Raw genomic sequence first — 19,913 nt, forward strand, 5'->3', positions numbered from 1 at the left:
GCAGCCCTCAGGCGGGGTCGCGTTCCTCGTCGGCGTCGCGGTCCTGTCGTTGGCGGTCGGCGGCGAGTTCGCGGTCGATGTCGTCCTCGAAGGTCGAGACGGATTCGACGGTGACCACGTTGCCGCCGCCGGGGTCGACGACCATCACCTCCTCGCCTTCGGGAATCTCGCCGTCCATCGCACGGGCCTGATAATAGGGATTGAACCCCCCGCTGTCGAGTTTCACCTCGCCCTCGTTTTTCGTGACCCGCTGTGTGACCCGGCCAGTCTTGCCGCGCAGGGATTTCGAATCCGAGGTCGTGCCGGCGCCCTTGCCGCCGTAGAAATCGAAGTTCCGATAGACGTAGAGGGCAGCACCGCCGGCGGCGATGAGAACCGCCGCCAGCACCAACGGCAGAATCGCCGTCGGAAGGAGGGGACCGACGGCCAATCCGACGAGGCCGGCGGTGAGCAGGGCGAGCCCGATGACGATGAAGTGGGCGCCGGGGGCGAACGCCTCCATGACCATCAGCACCGCTCCGCCGACGACGAGCAGGAACGGCACCGAGTAGCCGAAGAGTTCGGCCATACCCGCCCTAGGGGTCACCGGTGGTTAATGGTTCGGACGGGAGGGGCGACCTCAGCCCAAAAAGAGCCGCGAGATGACGAACACGGCGAAGGCGACGCCCAGCAGGAAGAAGACGGTCCCCTCCAGCGACGGGGTGTCGGCCTCGATGGGACGAGTCTGCTCCTCGGCGGCCGCCTCGCGGTCCTCGAGGTCCGAGAGCGTGTAGGCCCACTCCTCGTCCGCGGCGTCCTCGTCCGACTCGGCGGCGTCCTCGCGGTCGCTCATACCGGCCATAACAGTACCGCGCGCAAATGGTTGTCGGGATACGGCAGGTGTCGTTGGTGGATTTAAAAGGGAAAACGACCGTTACCGAATCTTCGTGCCCGGTTCGGAGTCGCCGTGGGTCGTCAGGAGGTCGGCCTCCTCGCCGGCCGCAAGCAGCATGCCGTTGGACTCGACGCCGAACAGTTCGTTCTTCTCGAGGTTGGCGACGACGACGATGCGCGTTCCGGGCAACTCCTCAAGGTCGTGGAGTTGCTTGATACCGGCGACGATTTGCCGTTCCTCGACGCCGATGTCGACCTGCAGTTTCGCGAGTTTGTCGGCGCCCTCGATGGGTTCGGCCGACAGCACCTCGGCAACGCGGAGGTCGAGGTCCTGGAACGCCTCGAAACTGACCCGTTCGTCGTTGATGGGTTCGATGTCCATGTCCTCGCTCTCGTCGGCGACGTCCTCGTCGCTTTCGGTTTCGTCGTCGGTTTCCTCCTCGGCGGCCGCGATGCTCGCCTCCAGTTGCTCGTTGAGTTCCTCGACGCGGTCGTCCTCGATCTGGCCGAAGAGTTCGTCGGGGTCGTCGAACTCCGCGGGCGGTGCCGCAAGCGCGTCGCCGAGGTCGGCGTCGTGGACCGAACCATCCTCGCCGAGTTGGCTCCAGAGGTCCTCGGCCTTGCCCGGCAGGACGGGTTCCATCAGGACCGCGACGGCCTTCGAAATCTGGACGCAGTCGCGGATGACCTGTGCGGCCTGCTCGGGGTCGTCGTCGGTGAGCTTCCACGGTTCGTGCTGCTGGATGTACTCGTTGCCGAACTTCGCGAGTTCGACGGGCGCGCGACCGAGGCCGCGGACGCGGTAGTCGTTGATGGCCTCACGGAACTCGGCCATCGCCCCCTCGATGCGGTCCCGAACCTCCTCGCTGACGTCGGTGTCGGGCGTGCCGTCGTAGTTCCGCTCGGCGAAGAGCAACGAGCGATAGCAGAAGTTCCCGAGCGTGCCGACGAGTTCGCTGTTGACGCGCTCTTGGAGGCCATCCCACGAGAAGTTCACGTCGGCGGTGAACTCGCTGCCGGTGATGATGTGGTACCGATAGAGGTCGGGATGCAGGCCGGACTCGATGTAGTCGTCGGCCCAGACCGCCCGATTGCGGGACGTCGAGAAGGCCTTGCCCGCGAGGTTGACGAAGCCACAGGCCATGACCGCGCGGGGTTCGTTGTAGTCGGCGCCACGGAGCATCGACGGCCAGAAGACGGTGTGATGCTGGATGATGTCGTGGCCGATGATGTGGACGATGTCGCCGCCGTCGGGGACGGTTCCCGACCCCGACGAGGATCGGCTCGCATCGCTCGCCTCACCACCCTCGGGGGGCGTGCCGTCGCTTTGGTTCTTCCAGGCGGCCTCCCAGTCGAACTCGTCGGTGCCGACCCGCTCGGAGTACTGCTTGGTGGAGGAGACGTACTCGATGGGCGCGTCGACCCACACGTAGAGGACGAGGTCTTCGGCTTCCTCACCCTCGCCGGGGTAGTCGATACCCCAGTCCATATCGCGGGTGATACAGAGGTCCTCGAGTTCGCCCTCTATCCACTCACGCGGCTGGTTCTGGGCGTTCTCGGTGCCCTCGAGTCGGTCGATGAACTCTTTGAGGTACTCCTGGAAGTCCGACAGGCGGAGGAATTTATGAGGGCGGGTGCGGTACTCGGCGGGGTTGCCCGTAATCGTCGAGACGGGGTCTTCGATTTCGCCGGGTTCGAGGTGGCGCTGACAGCCCTCGTCGCATTCGTCGCCGCGGGCCTTCTCGCCGCAGTAGGGACAGGTGCCCTCGACGAAGCGGTCCGGAAGCGGCTGGTCGGTTTCGGCATCCCACGCGACCTCGATTTCCTTCTCGACGATGTGGTCGTTGTCGATCCACGAGCGGACGAACTCCCGTGTCACCTCGGTGTTCGTCTCGTCGTGGGTGTGGCCGTAGTTGTCGAAGTCGACGTTGAACTTCGGGAACGTCTCCTCGTACTGCTCGTGGTATTCGAGGGCGAAGGACTCGGGGTCGACGCCCTCCTCGGCGGCGTTGACGGCGATGGGCGTGCCGTGCATATCCGACCCGCAGACGAAGGCGACGTTCTGGCCGACACGGTCCAGCGCCCGGGAGAAGGCGTCACCGCTGACGTAGGTCCGCAGGTGGCCGACGTGCAGGTCGCCGTTGGCGTACGGCAACCCGCAGGTGACCACCGCGGGCTCGTCGGTAGGGAACTCCTCGTGCATACACGACATGCGGACCGTGGAGGGTAAAACAGTCCCGCTATGGGACGCACCTTCGGGGTTCGAGCGGCGAGGCCCCTACTCGACGGCCGCAAGCGACCCGATTTCGGCCGGTATCGACCCGACGCCGAACCAGCCGTCGGCCTCCCGCCGAAGCAGGAGGCCGCCGGTCGTGCCCGCGTAGACGTCGCCGTTTGCCGCCGCCCACGAGAGGACGAACTCGCCGGGCGCCCCCGCGTATTCGACGGGTTCGAGCGTGTCGCCGCCGTCGGTGGACTCGTAGAGGGCGGCGTCGGTCCCCTTCGGACCGTCCCACGTCGGCGGCGGACCCGCGGTCGCGGCCGCATAGAGGCGGCCCTCGTAGGCGAAGGCCTCGCGGAAGTACCGCCGGTCGAGGTCCCCGTCGAGGCGCGTCCACGACCGGCCCGAATCCCGCGTCCGATAGAGCCCGGTCCCCGTCGAGGCGACCCACTCCTCGGCGTCCTGTACGAGCACGTGATGGACGTCGTCGTGGACGCCGTCGCGGCGCTCGGTCCACGTCTCGCCGCCGTCCTCGCTGAGATGGACGCCGCCGACCTCGACGCCGGCGACGATGCGCTCGCCGCCCGCCGACCGCAGCGCCCGGACGTGGGACTCGTTTCGGTGCCGCGGCGTGTACCACTCCTCGCGGGAGGGAAGGTCCTGAAACGCCTCACACTCGGCCCACGACTCGCCCGCGTCCTCGGAGACGTAGACGTGGGCAGGATGGGTGCCGACGTAGAGCCGTTCGCCGACCGGGGCCTCCAGCACCGAATACACCTCCGGCCGCGGCGTTTCGATGTGGTTCCACGACCGGCCGCCGTCCAGCGACCGATAGAGGCCGCTGCGGGTCGCCGCGTAGACCCGTGGGCCGAACGCCCGAACGCGGAGGACGCGGTCGCAATCGAGAACGCGCACCGGGTCCTCGTCGGCGTCCGGGTCCCCACGGAAGACGCCCGTTCGTGCCCCCAGAATCAGGTTCATGGATGGCCCCAGTACGTGGGGGGCCTTAAGTTTGGACCGTTAGGTGTTCGCGGGAGGAATCGACCCCGTGTGCCGTTCGACTCACGCCAACCGGTCGAGGTCCGAGAGGAACTCCTGTAACATCGGCCGGGTGACGTGGGGCATACAGACGACGCGGGCCTCGCCGTTCTCGGTCGGCGAGATGCGCCAGCCGTGGTCGCGCAACTCGGCGATGAGGTCGCGGGAGAAATCCATCGCGACGATGGGAAGCACGGGCGAGACGACGTCGAAGCCGCGGGAGCGGACCTCGGCGGCCAGCCAGTCGGCGTTGGTCTGGGAGCGCCGATACTGGGCCTCGTAGCCCTCGGGCCACAACTCCTCCATCGCGGCGACGGCGCTTGCGACGCCCGCGCCGCTGCGGGTCCCGGTCAGCGTCACCTGCGAGGTGGATTCCAGATACGGCGTGTCGATGGCGAGTTCGTCCAGCAGTTCCGGGCCGCGGGCCAGCAGGCCGCCCGCGGGGACCGCCGCCTGCCCCATCTTGTGGGGGTCGATGGTCATCGTGTCGATGTCGGCGTCCTCGAAGTTCCACGCGTGGGCCGTGAAGGGAAGGACGAACCCGCCCCACGCGGCGTCGACGTGACAGAGCGCGCCGACGTCGTTGGCCATGTCGGCCAGCGCGGGAATCGGGTCGACGCGGCCGTACTCGGTGGTGCCGGCGACGCCGACGACGAGGACGGTATCCTCGTCGACGAGTTCGGCGACGCCGTCGAGGTTCGCGCGGTAGTCCTCGAGGGGCGCGGTCCGCAACTCGACGCCGAGGATGTCGGCGGCCTTGCGGAACGAGAAGTGCGCGGAGGCCGGCGCGACGAAGTTGGGGTTCCGGGTGTCGGCGCGGTTGCGGGCGATGCGAACCGCCTGGATGTTGGCCTCGGTGCCGCCCGAGGAGATGTAGCCCGCCGCGTCGGGCAGGCCCGCGACCTCCCCGAGCAGGTCGACGGCCTCCCGTTCGAGTTTGGCGACCGTCTCGTAGGTTCCGGGGTCGCCGGGGTTCGTTGCGAGGAAGCGTTCGGCCGCCTCGCGGGCCGACGGATGTGGCTCGGTACACATCGACGACAGCACTCGGCTGAAATCCTGCGGTTCGGCCCGCTGCATACGTATCGGAATTCGTGTCCGGGCTTTTAGCAGTAGCGGTTGCGGATGCCGTCGTACGGGCCGCGCTACGGAGTCGGTCAGAAAGGTCGCGATTCGGGTGCCGCAATCGGGAGCGCGGCGACGTTACCGGACCGAATCCAGCAGCAGTTCCTGCTCCTTCCGCTTGACCTCGTGTTGGACATCACGGACGGCGTCGATGTTCGCCGAGATGGAGGAGACGCCTTCCTCGACGAGGAACTGGACCATCTGCGGCTTGGAGCCGGCCTGTCCGCAAATCGAGGTGTCGATGTCGTGTTCGCGGCAGGTCTCGATGGTGGTGCCGATGAGTTTCAGCACCGCGGGGTGGAGTTCGTCGAAGCGGTCGGCGACGTGCTCGTTGTTGCGGTCCACGGCGAGGGTGTACTGGGTGAGGTCGTTCGTGCCGAAGGAGGCGAAGTCGATGTCCTCGGCGGCCATCTCCTCGATGGTCAGCGCAGAGGCGGGCGTCTCTATCATGACGCCCCAGCGGCGCTTCTCGGGGTCGATACCGACCTCTTCCATCAGGTTCCGGGCCTGCAGGACGTCCTCGGCGTCGTTGACCAGCGGGAACATGATCTCGACGTTGTCGTAGCCCATGTCGAACAGGCGGTTGAACGCCTCCAGTTCGTACTTGAAGACGTCCGGCCGGTCGAGGCTGCGACGGATGCCCCGGTAGCCTAACATCGGGTTGTGCTCGTGGGGTTCGTCCTCGCCGCCTTCGAGTTGCCGGAACTCGTCGGTTGGGGCATCGAGCGTGCGAACGCGAACGGGGCGGGGGTAGAACTCGTCGGCGACGCCGCGGACGCCCTCGACGATCTCGTCGATGTAGGCGTCCTTGCCGTGGTCTTCGAGGTACCGCTCGGGCGTCTTGTTCGTCGAGAGGATCATGTGCTCCGTCCGCAGGAGGCCGACGCCGTCGGCGCCGGTCGCGGCGGCGCGTTCGGCGGCCTCGGGGATGGAGACGTTGACCTTCACTTCGGTCGCCGTCATCGGCTTGACGGGGCTCTGTGGGCGGACCTCCTCGACGGCGTCGGTCTCCTCGTCGGGTTCGACCGACCCCTCGGTAACGGTGCCCTTGTCGCCGTCGATGGTGACGACCTGCCCGTCGCCGAGGATTTCGGTGGCGTTACCGGCGCCGACGACTGCGGGGGCGCCGAGTTCGCGGGCGACGATGGCGGCGTGGCTGGTCATGCCGCCCTCGTCGGTGACGATGCCGCTCGCGCGTTTCATGGCGGGCACCATGTCGGGCGTCGTCATCTCGGTGACGATGATGTCGCCCTCGCCGACCTTATCGAGTTGGTCGAGTTTCCGGACGATGCGGACGGGACCCGAGGAGATGCCCGGCGACGCGCCGAGGCCCTTGACGAGTTGGGTCGCCTCGCCGTTCCCGTCGGCGGTCGCCTCCTCGGCGGCCCCCTCCGAAATCGTCGTGATGGGTCGGGATTGCAGCATGTAGACCTCGCCGTCGACGATGGCCCACTCGATGTCCTGCGGTTCGTCGTAGTGGTTCTCGGCGCGCTCGCCGAGGTCGACCAGTGCCTCTATCTCGTCGTCGTCGAGCACGCGGGCGTTCCGCCGGTCGTCGGGGACCTCCCGTTCGACGGTCTCGCCGGTCTCCTCGTCGCGGAGCATCATCGTCTTCTTGTCGGCGACGGTCGCCTCCAGCACCTCGTCGGTCTCGCGGTCGATGACGTAGTTGTCCGGGGAGACGGACCCGGAGACGACGGCCTCGCCGAGACCCCACGCGGCCTCGATGATGATCTTCGGCTCGCCGGTCGAGGGGTGGGAGGTGAACATGACGCCCGACTTCTCGGCGTCGACCATCTTCTGGACGACGACGGCGATGTCGACGACGTCGTGTTCGAAGCCCTGCTCGTTGCGGTAGTAGATGGCGCGCTGGGTGAACAGCGACGCCCAGCAGCGCTTGACGCGGTCGACGAGGTCCTCACGGGTGATGTTGAGGAACGTCTCCTGCTGTCCGGCGAAGGAGGCGTCCGGAAGGTCCTCGGCGGTCGCGGAGGACCGGACGGCGACGAACGCTTCGCCGTCGTCGAGGTCGTCGTAGGACGCGACGATGTCCTCACGGACCGGTTCGGGCATCTCGGTCTCGAGGATGAGTTCCTTGGCGGTGGCCTCGGCCTCGGCCAGCGCGGCTGAGTCCTCGGAATCGACGTCGACTGCCTCGAACAGCTCCTCGTCGATGCCGGTCTCCTCGATGAACGTTCGGTAGGTCTGCGCGGTGACTACGAAACCGGGCGGAACGGGCAGTCCCGCGGCCGTCATTTCGCCGAGGGATGCGCCCTTGCCGCCGACCGCCCCGAGGTCGTCGGACCCGATTTCGTCCAGCCAGAGTACAGCCATCTTGTACGTGAGTGACCGTCCACACCGCTAAAGAAGGTTCCGAAGCGCGCCTTTCCGACAAGGATTGTCAGGAACGATATCGGGTTGCTAGCGGCCCACACGCGTCGATTCGGCCGACAGCGCCAGTTAGGATGGCGCGCCGCCTACGCCTCGATAATATTGTCCTCGTCGAACTCCGGAACGACGATACTGCCGTCGACGGCCGTCACCGCCCGGCCACCGACCGCGACGGGGTCGCTCCGGGCCCGCACCCGAACCCGCCCCGGCCGGTCGAGGAAGTGGCCCTGCTCGAAGACCATCTCGTCGGGGAACTCCCCGTCGAAGGCCCGGTACTCGCGGAGATACGCGCCGGCCGCCCCCGAGGCCGTCCCCGTCACGGGGTCCTCGTCGACGCCCGCCGCGGGCGCGAACATCCGCGCGTGGAGCGTCGAATCCCGGTCCAGCGCGTCGAATGTGAAGGCGTAGACCCCGGTCACGTCCAGTTCTTCGGTCAGTTCGGCGATGGCGCCCATATCGGGGTCCATGCCCGAGAGGACTTCGAGGAAGTTCACCGGCACCATGAGGAAGCCGAGGCCGGTCGAGGCCGTCGCCAGCGGCATGTCGGCGCCGATGTCGGTCATGGTCGCGGGGTCGACGCCCAGCGCCGCGCCCACCCGCTCGTACTCGAGGTCGACGCGGTTCACCTCGGCGGTATCCTGTGTCATCCAGACCGTTCCCTCCTCGATTTCGATGTCGAGGACGCCGACGTTCGTCTCGAGGGTGTGTTCGCCGTCGTCGAGTCGGCCATCTTCGGCCAGCCACGCGTGGCTGGCGACCGTCGCGTGACCACAGAGGTCGACCTCCTGTGTCGGCGTGAAGTAGCGAACCCGGCGGTCGGCCTCGTCGCTGGGCAGGAGAAACGCGGTTTCGGAGGCGTTGAGTTCGTCGGCGATTGCCTGCATGGCCTCCTCGGACAGTCCGTCGGCGTCAGGAACCAGCCCTGCGGGGTTCCCCGAAAGCGGTTCGTCGGTGAAGGCGTCGACCAAAAGCGTGCGTCGGGTGTCCATACGGGCACGTCTCGCGGACGGTTCTTAAGTCGGGCGCCGTGGTCGGGATTCGGACGGCCGTCACCGACCTGCTACCAGAACGACTCGTGGACAGCACGGCCGGCCTCGTTTTCGACCGGCCCGGCAACCTCACAGTCGAGAATCTCGGCGGCCCGAGTCGCCGGCTCGCCGCCCGTGAACTCGACGACCTCCTCGGCGCTCACGCTGTAGACGACGCGACCGAAGCCCGCGTACCGCATCCCCCCGCTGCACATCGGACAGGGCTCGGTGCTGGTGTACATGACCGTCTCAGCGCGCGTTTCCGGGTCCATCTCGCGCATGGCTCGATAGGCGAGATGGAGTTCCGGATGGCGGCGGATGTCGTCTTCCGTGAGCACGTGATTCGACTCACGCATGACGATTTCGTCGTCCCGGACCAGCACGGAGCCGAACGGTCGGTCCTCGCGCTCGACCGCCTCGCGTGCGAGGGCGATGGCCTCGTGTATGTGGGACTCGTGGTCGAAGGCCTCGAAATCGGGCATGCCGCCCCGTTTCGGCGCCCGAGGCTTAGGCGTTCGGCCGACACGGCGCGTCCGGCCGTGCCGGAGGGATTAATGCCGGGCGCCTCCGATTCCCGGATATGAGCGACCTCCCGGACGAATTCAAATGTACCGTCACCAACTGGGAGTACATCTACGGCCTCTGTCGGAACGTCGCAAATCAGGTCAAGGCGGCCGACTTCGAGCCGGACGTCGTCGTCGCGCTGGCCCGCGGCGGCTGGTTCGCCGGCCGTTGTATCTGTGACTTCCTCGGCCTCAACGACCTGACGAGTCTGAAGATGGAACACTACGTCGGCACCGGCCAGAAGGCCGACGAACCGCAGGTCCGGTACCCCATGCCCGAGGGCAGCGTCGAGGGCAAGGACGTGCTGGTCATCGACGACATCGCCGACACGGGCGGTTCCATCCGCCGGGCCCACGAGTACGTCAACGACCGCGACTGTGCGAACGTCCGGACCGCGACCCTCCAGTTGCTCCAGACCAGCGAGTTCGAACCCGAGTTCGTCGGCGAGCGCCTTGAGGAGTGGACGTGGGTCGTCTACCCCTGGAACTTCATCGAGGACATGATCGACCTCATCAGCGGCGTCATGGAGAAGGCCGACCAGGAGACGTTCACCAAGGCCGACATCCGCCATTTCCTCTCGGAGTATCACCGCGTCGAGCGCATCGAGATGGAAATCGCCCAGCCGAACCGCCTCGACGAGGTACTCGACGAGATGGAGCGCCGCAACGTCGCCGAAGCCGCCGGCGAGGGACGCTGGCGACTCGCGTAGCGTGACCGCCGAACCGACCGATGCGGCCATCGAGGCGCTGGCAAGCGCCTACGATTTAAAAGACGAGGGGCGAACGGGGTGGCAACTCCGTGGCATCGAGCGTCCGGAATCGGTCGCCGCCCATTCGTGGGGCGTGAGCCTGCTCGTCGTCCGCTTCTGTCCGTCGGACCTCGACCGCGAGCGCGCGCTCGAACTCGCGGCCGTCCACGACGTCGCCGAGGCCGAGGTCGGCGACATCGCGACCAGAGCCGAGACGGACGCCCAAACCGTCGACGAAGCCGAGAAAGAATGCCGCGAACGTGCGGCCATGGACGGGCCGCTTGCGGGACTCGGCGAGGACATCAGGGAGGTCTGGGAGGAATACGAGGCCCGCGAGAGCCCGGAAGCGCGGTTCGTCAAGGACATGGACCTACTGGATACCTGCCTGCAGGCGCTGGTCTACGAGCGCGAAGGCCGCTACGACCCCGACGCGGACAACGAGCACTTCGAGGAGTACGACGCCCTCGACGAGTTCTTCGCGACCAGCGAGCCACGAATCTCGACCGAGCGGGGTCGAGAGTTATTCGAGCGGGTGCGGGAGCGATACGAGGCCGCCAGAGCCGAATCGGAGGCCGGCGGGGCCACCGACGGCGGGCCATAAAGCGAAGTTCCCGGCCCGCGAACTGCACCCTATGCTCGGCATCATCGGCGGCAGCGGCATCTACGAGGCGCTGGGCTTCGAGAACAGCTACGAGGAGCGCGTCCAGACACCGTTCGGCGCCCCGAGCGCGCCGCTGGAGGTCGGTGAGGTCGACGGGACGAAGGTCGCCTTTCTCCCGCGACACGGCCGCAACCACCAGTACGACCCGACGAACGTCCCCTATCGGGCGAACATCTACGCGCTGAAGCAAATCGGCGTCGACCGCGTCATCGCGACCAACGCCGTCGGGAGCCTCCGGGAGGGCCTGCCACCGCGGACCCTCGTGGTTCCCGACCAACTGTTCGACCGGACACGGGACCGCCCCCGCTCCTTTTTCGGCGACGGCATCACCGTCCACGTCTCGATGGCCGAACCCTACTGTCCGCATCTGACCGACGAACTGGCCGACCACGCGGACGCGACCGACGCCGAGGTTGTCGACGGCGGCACATACGTCTGTATCGAGGGGCCGCAGTTCTCGACGAAGGCCGAAAGCGAGTTCTACCGGGACCGCGGCTTCGATATCGTCGGCATGACGACGGTCCCCGAGGCGCATCTCGCCCGCGAGGCCGAACTCTGCTATGCGACGATAACCGGCATCACCGATTACGACGTCTGGTACGAGGGCGAGGAAGTATCGCTTGAGACGGTCCTGGCCAACGCCGAAGCGAACGAGGGGTCGATGTCCGACCTGCTCGACGCGATAGTCGGCGCGCTCGACGAGAGCCCCGACTGTTCGTGTCAGCAGGCGCTCGAGGGCGCCATCAACACGCCACCCGAGGCTATCGGCCGCGAAACACGCGAAGAGGTGAAGCTACTCATCGAGGATTACCGCTGACGGCCGTCCTCACGGACGTAGGTCAGCGCCGTCACCACGTCGTCGGGGTCGACCCGGTCGCGGGTCTCGGCGAGCCGCTCTCTGAATCGTGACGGAGTCATGGTTCGACATAACATACCATAGTTTCGAATATAAACCTATCGGCAAACGTTTCCGGAGTTGTTCGGAGACGCGAACCTATCAGTCGTCGGCCGTCGCGGGTTCCTCGACGGGCATCGCCGAGGGGTCCTGCACCCAGAGGTCGCCGAAGAGGTCGTCCTGCTGGAGTTGTATCTGCCCGCGGTGGGCCAAGAAGAGCAGTCCGAGGAACGTGTTGACCGTCGACCCGCCGGCCTCCCGAACCTCGGCGAACAGTACCTCGTCGCGGCCCGCCTCGTAGTGGTTCTGGAGTTCGACGTAGACGTCGTTGATGATGTCCTCCATGTGCTCGTCGTGGGCCGTCCCCGTCACGTCGTCGGCGGTCGGTTCGTCGTCCATCCGGAAGTCGTCGCCCGAGTGGTAATCCAGCGTCTGCGCGCCACGGGAGAACCCGGACGGCGACTCCGAGGTGTCGTACGTTCGGGATTCCTTCCACCACGTGTCGCGTTCGTGCTCCCGGAGGTCCCGAACCAACTCGTCCAGCGTCTCCGGCATCCCGCGGGCACGTTTCCGGTCGATACGACGGTCGATTTCCCGCTCTAGCTTGTCGAACGGGTCGACGACCGGCCCGCCCTCCTCGGGCGGCGGGCCCTCTTCCCACGGCTCGTCGCCCCACTCCTCGTCCTGCTCGTCTTCGTCGACCCACATCGCGTCGCTTTTCATCCGCAACAGGACCGACGCGTAGAACAGCGCCCGCCCGCCGGTCCGGAGGTCCGCCTCGTCGAGGCGGTCGAGGAACTTGTCGGTGACCGTCACCACGTCGATGTCCCACGGGTCGATTTCGTCGTCCTTGGCCAACTGAACGAGCAACTCGACGGGTTCGACCTCGTCATCGTCGGCGTCCGGTTCGGAAACGTCGAACTCCGAGAGGACTGCGTCGTCCTCCTCGTCGATGTCTCCGGCCCCGTTGCCGTTCGGGTCCGTACCGTTCGCGCTGGTGCCGTTCGTGCTCGCGCTGTTTTCCTGCTCCCGGCGCTTCTTCTCCTTCTCGTGGCCCGCGATGTTCAGCGGGATGTCGTCGGCCGCGCCGCCGTCGGCGCGTTTGTCGTCGTCGGAGCCGTCATCGAACGCATCGAACCTATCGCCGCGCTCACGGGTTGCTTCGCTCCCCGTTCGCGTTTCCGAGGACTCCCTGCGGTCGTCCTCGCTGGCCTCACGGGTCGTATCCGCTCCCCGTTCGGCTTCTTTCGATGGCTCGCTCCGCTCGCCATCGCTAGTCATCTGCCGGCACCCCCTCCGCCGACAGGTCGATGCCAGTCACCGCGGAGACGTTGTCGTCCTGCATCATCACGCCGATGGCGCGCTCGGAGCGCTCCAGCAGCGCCGAGCGGTGGGAGACGACGACGAACTGGGCGTCGCCGGCCAGTTCCTCGACCATCTCGCCGACCATCTCGGCGTTGGCGGCATCGAGGAAGGCGTCGACCTCGTCCAGCGCGTAGAAGGGCGCCGGATTGTACCGCTGGATGGCGAAGATGAAGGCCAGCGCGGTCAGGGACTTCTCGCCGCCGGACATCGCGTCGAGCCGCTGGACCGGCTTATCCCGCGGTTGGGCCTTCATCGTCAGGCCGCCCTCGAAGGGGTCTTGGGGGTCCTCTAAGACGAGTTCGCCCGACCCGCCCGAGAGCCGCGAGAAGATGTCCTCGAACTGCTCGTTGATTCCCTCGTAGGCGTCCATGAACGTCTCCTTCTTGCGGGCCTCGTACTGGTCGATGCGGTCGCGAATCTCGTTGGCCTCGTCGACCAGCGTATCCCGCTTCGCTTCGAGGTCCTCAAGGTCGTCTTGGACCTCGTCGTACTCGTCGATAGCGAGCATGTTGACCGGTTCGAGGGCCTCCATCTCGGCTTCGAGGCGCTGAATCTCCGTCTGGACCGTGTCGTGGTCCGGAATCTCCTCGGGGTCGTAGTCTTCGACCTGCGAAGCGAGTTCGTCGACCTCCCACTCGAGGCGGTCACGCTGGTCCCGGAGGTCCTCGAGTTTCGACTCGACGCGGGAAACCTGTTCTTTCTGCTCGTCGCGGGCCTCCTTGGCGTCGCCGAGTTCGTTCTTCAGTTCCTCGCGGTCGGCCTTGAGGTCCGAAAGCTCCTCTTCGAGTTCCGCGACCTCCGCTTCTTTCTCCTCGAGTTCGGCCTCCTTCGCCTCGGTTCCCTCCTCGAGTTCGACCACGCGCTCTTCGGCCTCGGCCTTCTTGTTCTGGGCCTCCTCGATGTCGTCGTGGAGGTCCTCGATGGCCTCCTCGGCGTACTGCTTTTCGAGTTGCAGTTCGTTGAGGTCGCCGTCGAGGTCGTCTATCCGGTCTTCGAGGTCGGCGATTTCCTCGCGAATCTCCTCGGCCTTGCTCGTCAGTTCCGGAATCTCGGAGGCCTGCAGTTCGGCTTCGAGTTCGTCGATATCCTCCTGAACGGCGTCGATTTCCTCGTTTTTCGCCTCGAGGTCGGCCTCCAGTTCCTCCATCTGTTCGGCGACGTCCTCGCGCTCGCCCTCGATGTCGGCGAGTTCGTCCTGCAGACGCTCGATGCGCGCCTCGACATCCTCGCGCTCGCTCTCGACCGATTCGATGTCGGATTCGATGTCACGGACCTGTTCGGCGGCGTCGGTCTGTCGGTCGCGGGCGTCGTCGAGGCGCTCTTCGACATCGCGGATGTCCGACCGAATCGACTGTTTCTCGTCTTCGAGGTCGGTGATCTGCTCGGCGACGCGTTCGAGTTGGCCCTTCCCGCTCTTGGTGAACGAATAGCGGGAGCCGGATTTCGAGCCACCGGTCATCGCGCCCGACTTCTCGACGAGGTCGCCGTCCAACGTGACGAGGCGGAACTCGCCCATCAGGTCGCGGGCCGTCTCCATGTCCTCGACGACGAGGGTGTCGCCGACGACATACGAGAAGATGTCCGCGTAGGTCGGGTCGAAGTCGATGAGGTTGTAGGCGAAGTCGACCACGCCCGGCATATCGGGCGCCGACGGCAACGACCGGCCGTTCATCTCCGTCATCGGGAGGAAGGTCGCCCGGCCGGCGTTGCGGGATTTGAGGTACTCGATACAGTCCTGACCGACGCCGTCGTCATCGACGACCACGTTCGCCAGTCGACCGCCGGCGGCCGTCTCACAGGCAGTCGTGTAGTCGGGGGCGACGCTGCCCAACTGCCCGACCGTCCCGTGGACGCCGTCCATTTCGGCGTTCAGAATCGTCGTGACCGCGCGGCCGTAGGAGTTGTCGCCGCTTTCCCCCGCGCGGGCCTCCAACTCGGCGTACTCCTGCTGTTTCGCCGAGAGGTCGTCCTCGACGCTTTCGAGGTCCTCCTGAAGTTCGCGTTTCTCCCCTTTGAGGTCCTCGACGACCTCGGTAATCGTCTCGCGGTTGGCCTCGGCCTTCTCCAGTTCGTTTTCGAGGTCCGACAACTGGGCATCCAGTTCCGGCAGTTCGTCTTCGGCCGCCTCGATTTCGGCCTTCTTCTCGCGTTCCTCCTTCGAGCGCCGCCGGGACTCGTCGAGCAGGCGGTCCTGCTCGCGCTGGAGGTCGTTCTTCTCGTCTTTGAGTTCCTGAATCCGCTCGCGGTTCTCTTCGAGGGCGTCTCGGACCTCCTCGTATTCGGTGTCGACGGCCTGAATCTCGGCTTCGACCTCCTCGAGTTCGGCCTCCTGCTCCTGAATGTCGGCCTTCAGCGAGGACTTCTCGACCTTCTTGTTGCGGATGTCGCCGTCGAGTTCCTCGATTTTCTCCTGCTTGCGGTCGACCTGCACGAAGGCCTCGCGGCGCTTGGTCTCGGCGTCCTCGATGCGCTCCTCCTCGGCATCGATCTTGTCCTCCAGCCGCGAGATGTCGCCCTTGATCTCCTCGATTTCCCGCTTGATGGCGAGCTGTTCGTCCTCGCCCTTCCGCTCGATTTCGGCGTTGAGGTCTGCGAGGTCCTCTTCGAGTCGCGTGACCCGCCCCTGCCGTTCGTCGAGTTCGCGCTGGAGGTCCTCGAGTTCGTCTTCCTTCTCGTCGATGGCGGCCGTGGTCTCCTCGAGTTCCTCGCGTTTGTCCTCGAGTTCGGCGGCCTTCAGATAGCCCTCGTACTCCTGTTTCTCGTCACGGAGGTCCTGGTATTCGAGGGCCGTCTCGCGTTCGTCTTCGAGTTGGTCGAGCCGTTCCTGTTTCTCCTCGATGCGGAGTTCGGCCTCGTCGACGCGCTCCTGAACCGTCTCCAGTTCGTCGAAGGCGTCCTCCTTCTTGGCGTCGAACTGCGCGACGCCGGCGATCTCGTCGATAATCTGCCGCCGGTTTCCGGCCGTCATCGTGATGATTTCGGTCACGTCGCCCTGCATGACGACGTTGTAACCCTCGGGGGTTACACCCGCTTGCGCCAGCAGGTCCTGAATGTCCGAGAGATTGACCGAGCGACCGTTGAGGTAGTAGTAGGAGTAGTAGGTGTCCTCGTCGGTCTGTTTGACGCGGCGGCGGATGGATACCTCGTCGACATCGCCGACCTTGTCGGAACCGGCCGCGGAGACGACCTGCTCGCGGGAGAGCGTGCCGTCATCGTTGTCGAGAACGACTTCGACGCTCGCCTCGCGTTCGCCGCCGAACTCCTCGTCCGAATCCTCGTGGCCCGGATTGTAGATGAGGTCCGTGAGTTTGTCGGCCCGGATACCCGAGGTGCGGGCCAAGCCCAAAGCGAAGAGAATCGAGTCGATGATGTTGGACTTGCCGGAGCCGTTCGGGCCGCTGATGGTGGTGAAATCCTCGTATAAAGGGATTCGCGTCTTGCGGCCGAAGCTCTTGAAGTTGTCGAGGACGAGCTCTTTGATGTGCATGGGGGTGCTCGTGGCGCCCCGAATCAGGCGACGATGATGTCGTCACCGGACTCGGAGTCCGTGTTATCGTCCCCGTCGTCCTCGTCGGTGTTAACCTCGTCGGCCGACACCTCTGTCTCGTCGTCGGCCTGCTCCTGCGTCGCCTGCTCGGTCGTCGTGGCCGCTGTGCTGCTGGAACTCCGCGAGAGGACGTCCGTATCCACGTCCGACCCCTCCTCGAGGACCTGCAGTCGCTCCTTCGTCTCGACCAGTTCGTCGGTCAAGCCGTCGATCGTCGCTTCGAGTTCGCGCACCTTGGCCTCAAGTTCCTCCACACGGTTCCCTGACATACCACCGACTGGCGCCCCCGAACGTATAAATGTGCGTCAGACATTGACACCTGTTCTGATACGTCCGAAACCGGGCGGCACTCGGCGGTCAGCGGCGGCCACCCACGGTTTCGTATCGAGGTTCCGACGTAGTCGAAACGGGCGTTGCCGGCACTGGTCAGTAGTTGCCGACGCCCGCACGGACGGACCCGCGGGCGGTCGTCCACCCCGTGCCGTCGACGAACCCGTGGACGTCGTCGGTGTAGTCGTTGCCGTTCCACCCGCCCGTGAACCACGTGTTCTCCCCGGTGAATCGGGCGGCCAGCGACACCTCGGTTCCGGTCGGTTCGTAGGTGCCGTAGAGGGCGCCCTCGTAGGTGTAACAGCGGAGGCGGTCGTCCCACTCGTCGGGGTGGGGAAAGTCACAGTCGACCTGCTGGAGGTCGGCTTTCGGCTGCAGGGTCGGTTCGTTCTCGAGGGGTTTCCGCGTGTCTATCTCGTCCTCGCTGGCGACGTCGAGGTCGATGTTGAACGGCCGCGATTCCGGCTGGAGTTCGTCGATACCGATTTCGAGCATCGGCCCGCGCTCGGTGTCGACGACGGCGTAGGACCACTCTTCGGGGCGGATGCCCTCGCCAGTGACGGCCTCGGAGAAGGCCGATTCGCCGTCGCGGACGGGAACCGGCAGGTAGAGCGTGACGTCCGAGACGGGCGCCGTCGGGTTGACGTCGACGCCGTAGTAGTAGGTGCTGGTGACCTCACGCTCCTCGCCGAAGCCGAGACAGCCGGCCGTCGCCGCTGTCGCCGCCGCCGTGCCCGCCAGTAGCTGGCGTCGGGTCAGCAACGGTGGGTACCCGCACGGTTCCGCGTCGGTCCGCCGGCGGTTCTATGGGGAGACATCGTTTCTGCTCGGTCGTTTCGTTCCGGACGCCCTTTATTATACAGCCCCTTCCGGGCCGCTGGGACCCACCCGCTCGGTCGTTCGTTAGGCTAAAGCGTTCGCGCTCGAACAACTGGCACAATGACCGCACAGACCGCCGAGCAACGAGATCTCGCGGCCGTCATCGGGCTGGAGGTCCACGTCCAACTCGAGACGGCGACGAAGATCTTCTGTGGCTGTTCGACGGAACCCGCCGACGAAGAGGAGCCCAACACCCGGACCTGTCCGGTCTGTCTCGGCCTGCCGGGCGCGCTGCCCGTCCTCAACGAGGGCGCCGTCGAGGCGGCCGTCAAGGTCGGCAAGGCACTGGATTCGGAGATTCCCGAGGAGACCCGGTTCCACCGGAAGAACTACTACTACCCCGACCTGCCGAAGAACTTCCAGATAACCCAGTACGACGCGCCCGTCTGCGACGGCGGCGAACTGGAGTTCAGCGTCGAAGGCGAGACCAAGACGGTCGGTATCGAACGCGCCCACCTCGAAGAGGACCCCGGCAGTCTCACTCACGCCGGCGGCTCCATCGACACCGCCGACTACACGCTGGTCGACTACAACCGCGCCGGCACGCCGCTGATGGAAATCGTCACCGCGCCCGACTTCCGCGGCGCCGAGGAGGCCCGTGCCTTCCTCGCCAAACTGACCGAGGTCCTCGAATACCTCGGCGTCTTCGACGTGACCCGCGACGGGAGCCTCCGCGTCGACGCCAACCTCTCCATCGTCGACGCCGACGAGGTCGGCGACGACGGCGAAATCAGCGAGGCGGTCCTCGAATCCGCCAACCGCACCGAGGTCAAGAACATCTCCAGCCACAAGGCCGCCGAGAAGGCGCTGGCCTACGAGGAGACCCGCCAGAAGAACGCCATCCAGCGCGGCCGCGAGGTCGAACAGGAGACCCGCCACTGGGACGAATCCCGCGGCGTCACCGTCTCGATGCGCTCCAAGGAAGAGGAGAAGGACTACCGCTACTTCCGTGAGGCCGACCTGCCGCCGCTTCGCGTCTCCGACTGGAAGGAGCGAATCGACATCCCGGAACTGCCGGATGCCCGCCGCGAGCGCTTCACCGAGGAGTACGGCCTCGATGCCGAGGACGCCTCGAAACTCACCTCCACGAAGCAGGTCGCGGACTTCTACGAGCGCATCGCCGAGGAGTTCGACCCCCAACTCGCCGCGACGTGGGTCGCCGACAACCTGCTCGGCGAACTCCACTACCGCGATATGGAGATTACGGACGTCGAGGAGCGCCTCGACGAGTTCGCCCGCCTCGTCGAGTTGGTCGCCGACGACGAGATTACGGTCAAGAACGCCGAGGAAATCGTCCTCCGGCGGATGCTCGACGACGGGATGGCCCCCGACGCCATCGTCGAGGAAGAGGACCTCGGCAAGACCGGCGAGGGCGAGGTCGCCGCCGCCGTCACCGAGGCCATCGAGGAAAACCCCGAGGCCGTCGAGGACTACCACGCCGGCGAGGACGGCGCTTTGAACTTCCTCGTGGGGCAGGTCATGGGGAAGACCGGCGGGTCCGCCGACCCCGGGACCGTCAACGAACTCCTCCGCGAGGAACTGGCGTAGGCCTCATATCTCTCGTTTTAAATAAGGCGTCCACACGATACCCTCCGCAATCGGAGCGTGCGTTTATACTTTTAAATAAGCACCCTCACTTTTCGGCGGTCGAGTCGCCGAGTTCGGCGACCGGGTTCTCCGGGTCCTCGACGCGCGGGTCGAACGCCAGAAGCGTCGCCAGAAGCCCGAACGCGACGACTTCGAGCGTCTTCGAGACCGCGGCCAGCACGACGCGACCGGGCTGGTCGGCGCCGTTGACGGCGCCGACGAGCGGGTCGACGTAGTGGGAGAGAACCACGTTGACGAGGCCGAAGTGAGTGGTATCGGCCGCCCCGGACGTGGTGGGGGTGGCGCCGACCCCGTGGTCCAGCACGGTGTGCCACGCGAACCAGCCGACGACGTAGACGGCCATCGCGGCCATCCCGAGGACGTAAGCGCGGCGGAAATCGAGATACCCGGTCGAAACGGCGCCGATACCGGCGAGTATCGCGACCGACGAGACGACGAACAGCACCGGGTCCGGCTGGACGAAAAGTTCCCCGCCGAAGAGGTACTGCCCGAGGATGCCCGCCTTCCGGAAGCGGGCGAGTTCCGAGGCGCCGACGACGAAGTGGACGACGGCGACCGCGCCGACGACCTGCAGGGTCAGAAAGCGGAATTTCCGAGCGGTAGGCTCGTCCATACACGCGCTCGGGACTGGGCAGCCAAGAGG

The 19,913-nt window shown here is 66.1% G+C and carries 17 protein-coding genes; 4 read left to right on the forward strand and 13 right to left on the reverse strand.

Annotation, left to right across the window (positions count from 1 at the left end; translation table 11 throughout):
• Window positions 1–7 precede the first annotated feature (7 nt).
• The 8 genes from U5914_RS12695 to U5914_RS12730 form a co-directional block, all read right to left on the reverse strand.
• The gene (locus U5914_RS12695; protein WP_336136140.1) at window positions 8–568 is read right to left on the reverse strand and encodes an NfeD family protein; all 561 of its coding nucleotides are present in this window, start codon (window positions 566–568) and stop codon (window positions 8–10) included.
• A gap of 51 nt (window positions 569–619) precedes the next feature.
• Complete coding sequence (locus U5914_RS12700) at window positions 620–832, reverse strand: DUF7312 domain-containing protein (RefSeq protein WP_336136141.1); 213 nt, start codon at window positions 830–832, stop codon at window positions 620–622.
• A gap of 81 nt (window positions 833–913) precedes the next feature.
• Window positions 914–3,076 carry a methionine--tRNA ligase gene (metG, locus tag U5914_RS12705; protein ID WP_336136142.1) on the reverse strand — a complete coding sequence of 721 codons (2,163 nt, stop codon included), beginning with the start codon at window positions 3,074–3,076 and terminating at the stop codon, window positions 914–916.
• 75 nt (window positions 3,077–3,151) lie between these two features.
• On the reverse strand, window positions 3,152–4,075 hold the full coding sequence (locus U5914_RS12710; RefSeq protein WP_336136143.1) for a WD40/YVTN/BNR-like repeat-containing protein: 924 nt from the start codon (window positions 4,073–4,075) through the stop codon (window positions 3,152–3,154).
• Between the two features lie 81 nt (window positions 4,076–4,156).
• Window positions 4,157–5,209: a tyrosine decarboxylase MfnA gene (gene mfnA, locus U5914_RS12715; RefSeq protein WP_336136144.1), complete on the reverse strand. Its 1,053-nt coding sequence runs from the start codon at window positions 5,207–5,209 to the stop codon at window positions 4,157–4,159.
• 123 nt (window positions 5,210–5,332) lie between these two features.
• The gene (ppsA, locus tag U5914_RS12720; protein ID WP_336136145.1) at window positions 5,333–7,588 is read right to left on the reverse strand and encodes a phosphoenolpyruvate synthase; all 2,256 of its coding nucleotides are present in this window, start codon (window positions 7,586–7,588) and stop codon (window positions 5,333–5,335) included.
• Window positions 7,589–7,731: 143 nt separating this feature from the next.
• A complete protein-coding gene (locus U5914_RS12725) occupies window positions 7,732–8,634 on the reverse strand; it encodes a PhzF family phenazine biosynthesis protein (RefSeq protein WP_336136146.1) in 903 nt (300 codons plus the stop codon).
• A 71-nt stretch (window positions 8,635–8,705) separates the two neighbouring features.
• Entirely contained in the window at window positions 8,706–9,155 is a 450-nt protein-coding gene (locus U5914_RS12730) for a nucleoside deaminase (protein ID WP_336136147.1), read from the reverse strand.
• Between the two features lie 98 nt (window positions 9,156–9,253).
• Here U5914_RS12730 and U5914_RS12735 point away from each other — a divergent pair, with 98 nt between their 5' ends.
• From U5914_RS12735 to mtnP, 3 genes are read left to right on the forward strand one after another with little or no spacing between them, the layout of a single operon-like run.
• Window positions 9,254–9,946 (forward strand): phosphoribosyltransferase, encoded by a 693-nt coding sequence (locus tag U5914_RS12735; RefSeq protein WP_336136148.1) that lies wholly within the window; start codon window positions 9,254–9,256, stop codon window positions 9,944–9,946.
• Between the two features lies 1 nt (window position 9,947).
• Window positions 9,948–10,586, forward strand: a complete 639-nt coding sequence (locus U5914_RS12740; protein WP_336136149.1) for an HD domain-containing protein — start codon at window positions 9,948–9,950, stop codon at window positions 10,584–10,586.
• Window positions 10,587–10,617: 31 nt separating this feature from the next.
• Window positions 10,618–11,463 carry an S-methyl-5'-thioadenosine phosphorylase gene (mtnP, locus tag U5914_RS12745; RefSeq protein WP_336136150.1) on the forward strand — a complete coding sequence of 282 codons (846 nt, stop codon included), beginning with the start codon at window positions 10,618–10,620 and terminating at the stop codon, window positions 11,461–11,463.
• Between the two features lie 180 nt (window positions 11,464–11,643).
• Here mtnP and U5914_RS12750 read toward each other — a convergent pair whose 3' ends face one another.
• The 4 genes from U5914_RS12750 to U5914_RS12765 form a co-directional block, all read right to left on the reverse strand.
• Entirely contained in the window at window positions 11,644–12,822 is a 1,179-nt protein-coding gene (locus U5914_RS12750; RefSeq protein ID WP_336136151.1) for a ScpA family protein, read from the reverse strand.
• Window positions 12,815–16,393 carry a chromosome segregation protein SMC gene (smc, locus tag U5914_RS12755; RefSeq protein ID WP_336136152.1) on the reverse strand — a complete coding sequence of 1,193 codons (3,579 nt, stop codon included), beginning with the start codon at window positions 16,391–16,393 and terminating at the stop codon, window positions 12,815–12,817. The genes U5914_RS12750 and smc overlap by 8 nt, the downstream gene beginning before the upstream one ends.
• Before the next feature lie 23 nt (window positions 16,394–16,416).
• Window positions 16,417–16,722 (reverse strand): DUF7518 family protein, encoded by a 306-nt coding sequence (locus U5914_RS12760; RefSeq protein ID WP_336136153.1) that lies wholly within the window; start codon window positions 16,720–16,722, stop codon window positions 16,417–16,419.
• 157 nt (window positions 16,723–16,879) lie between these two features.
• On the reverse strand, window positions 16,880–17,545 hold the full coding sequence (locus U5914_RS12765) for a hypothetical protein (protein WP_336136154.1): 666 nt from the start codon (window positions 17,543–17,545) through the stop codon (window positions 16,880–16,882).
• A gap of 177 nt (window positions 17,546–17,722) precedes the next feature.
• Here U5914_RS12765 and gatB point away from each other — a divergent pair, with 177 nt between their 5' ends.
• Window positions 17,723–19,210: an Asp-tRNA(Asn)/Glu-tRNA(Gln) amidotransferase subunit GatB gene (gatB, locus tag U5914_RS12770; protein WP_336136155.1), complete on the forward strand. Its 1,488-nt coding sequence runs from the start codon at window positions 17,723–17,725 to the stop codon at window positions 19,208–19,210.
• An 85-nt stretch (window positions 19,211–19,295) separates the two neighbouring features.
• Here the strand turns inward: gatB and U5914_RS12775 are convergent, their stop codons facing one another.
• Window positions 19,296–19,883, reverse strand: coding sequence for a hypothetical protein (locus tag U5914_RS12775; RefSeq protein WP_336136156.1), 588 nt, complete (start codon window positions 19,881–19,883; stop codon window positions 19,296–19,298).
• Window positions 19,884–19,913 lie beyond the last annotated feature (30 nt).

The organism is Natronomonas amylolytica (genome assembly GCF_037031205.1).
Taxonomy (GTDB): domain Archaea; phylum Halobacteriota; class Halobacteria; order Halobacteriales; family Haloarculaceae; genus Natronomonas; species Natronomonas amylolytica.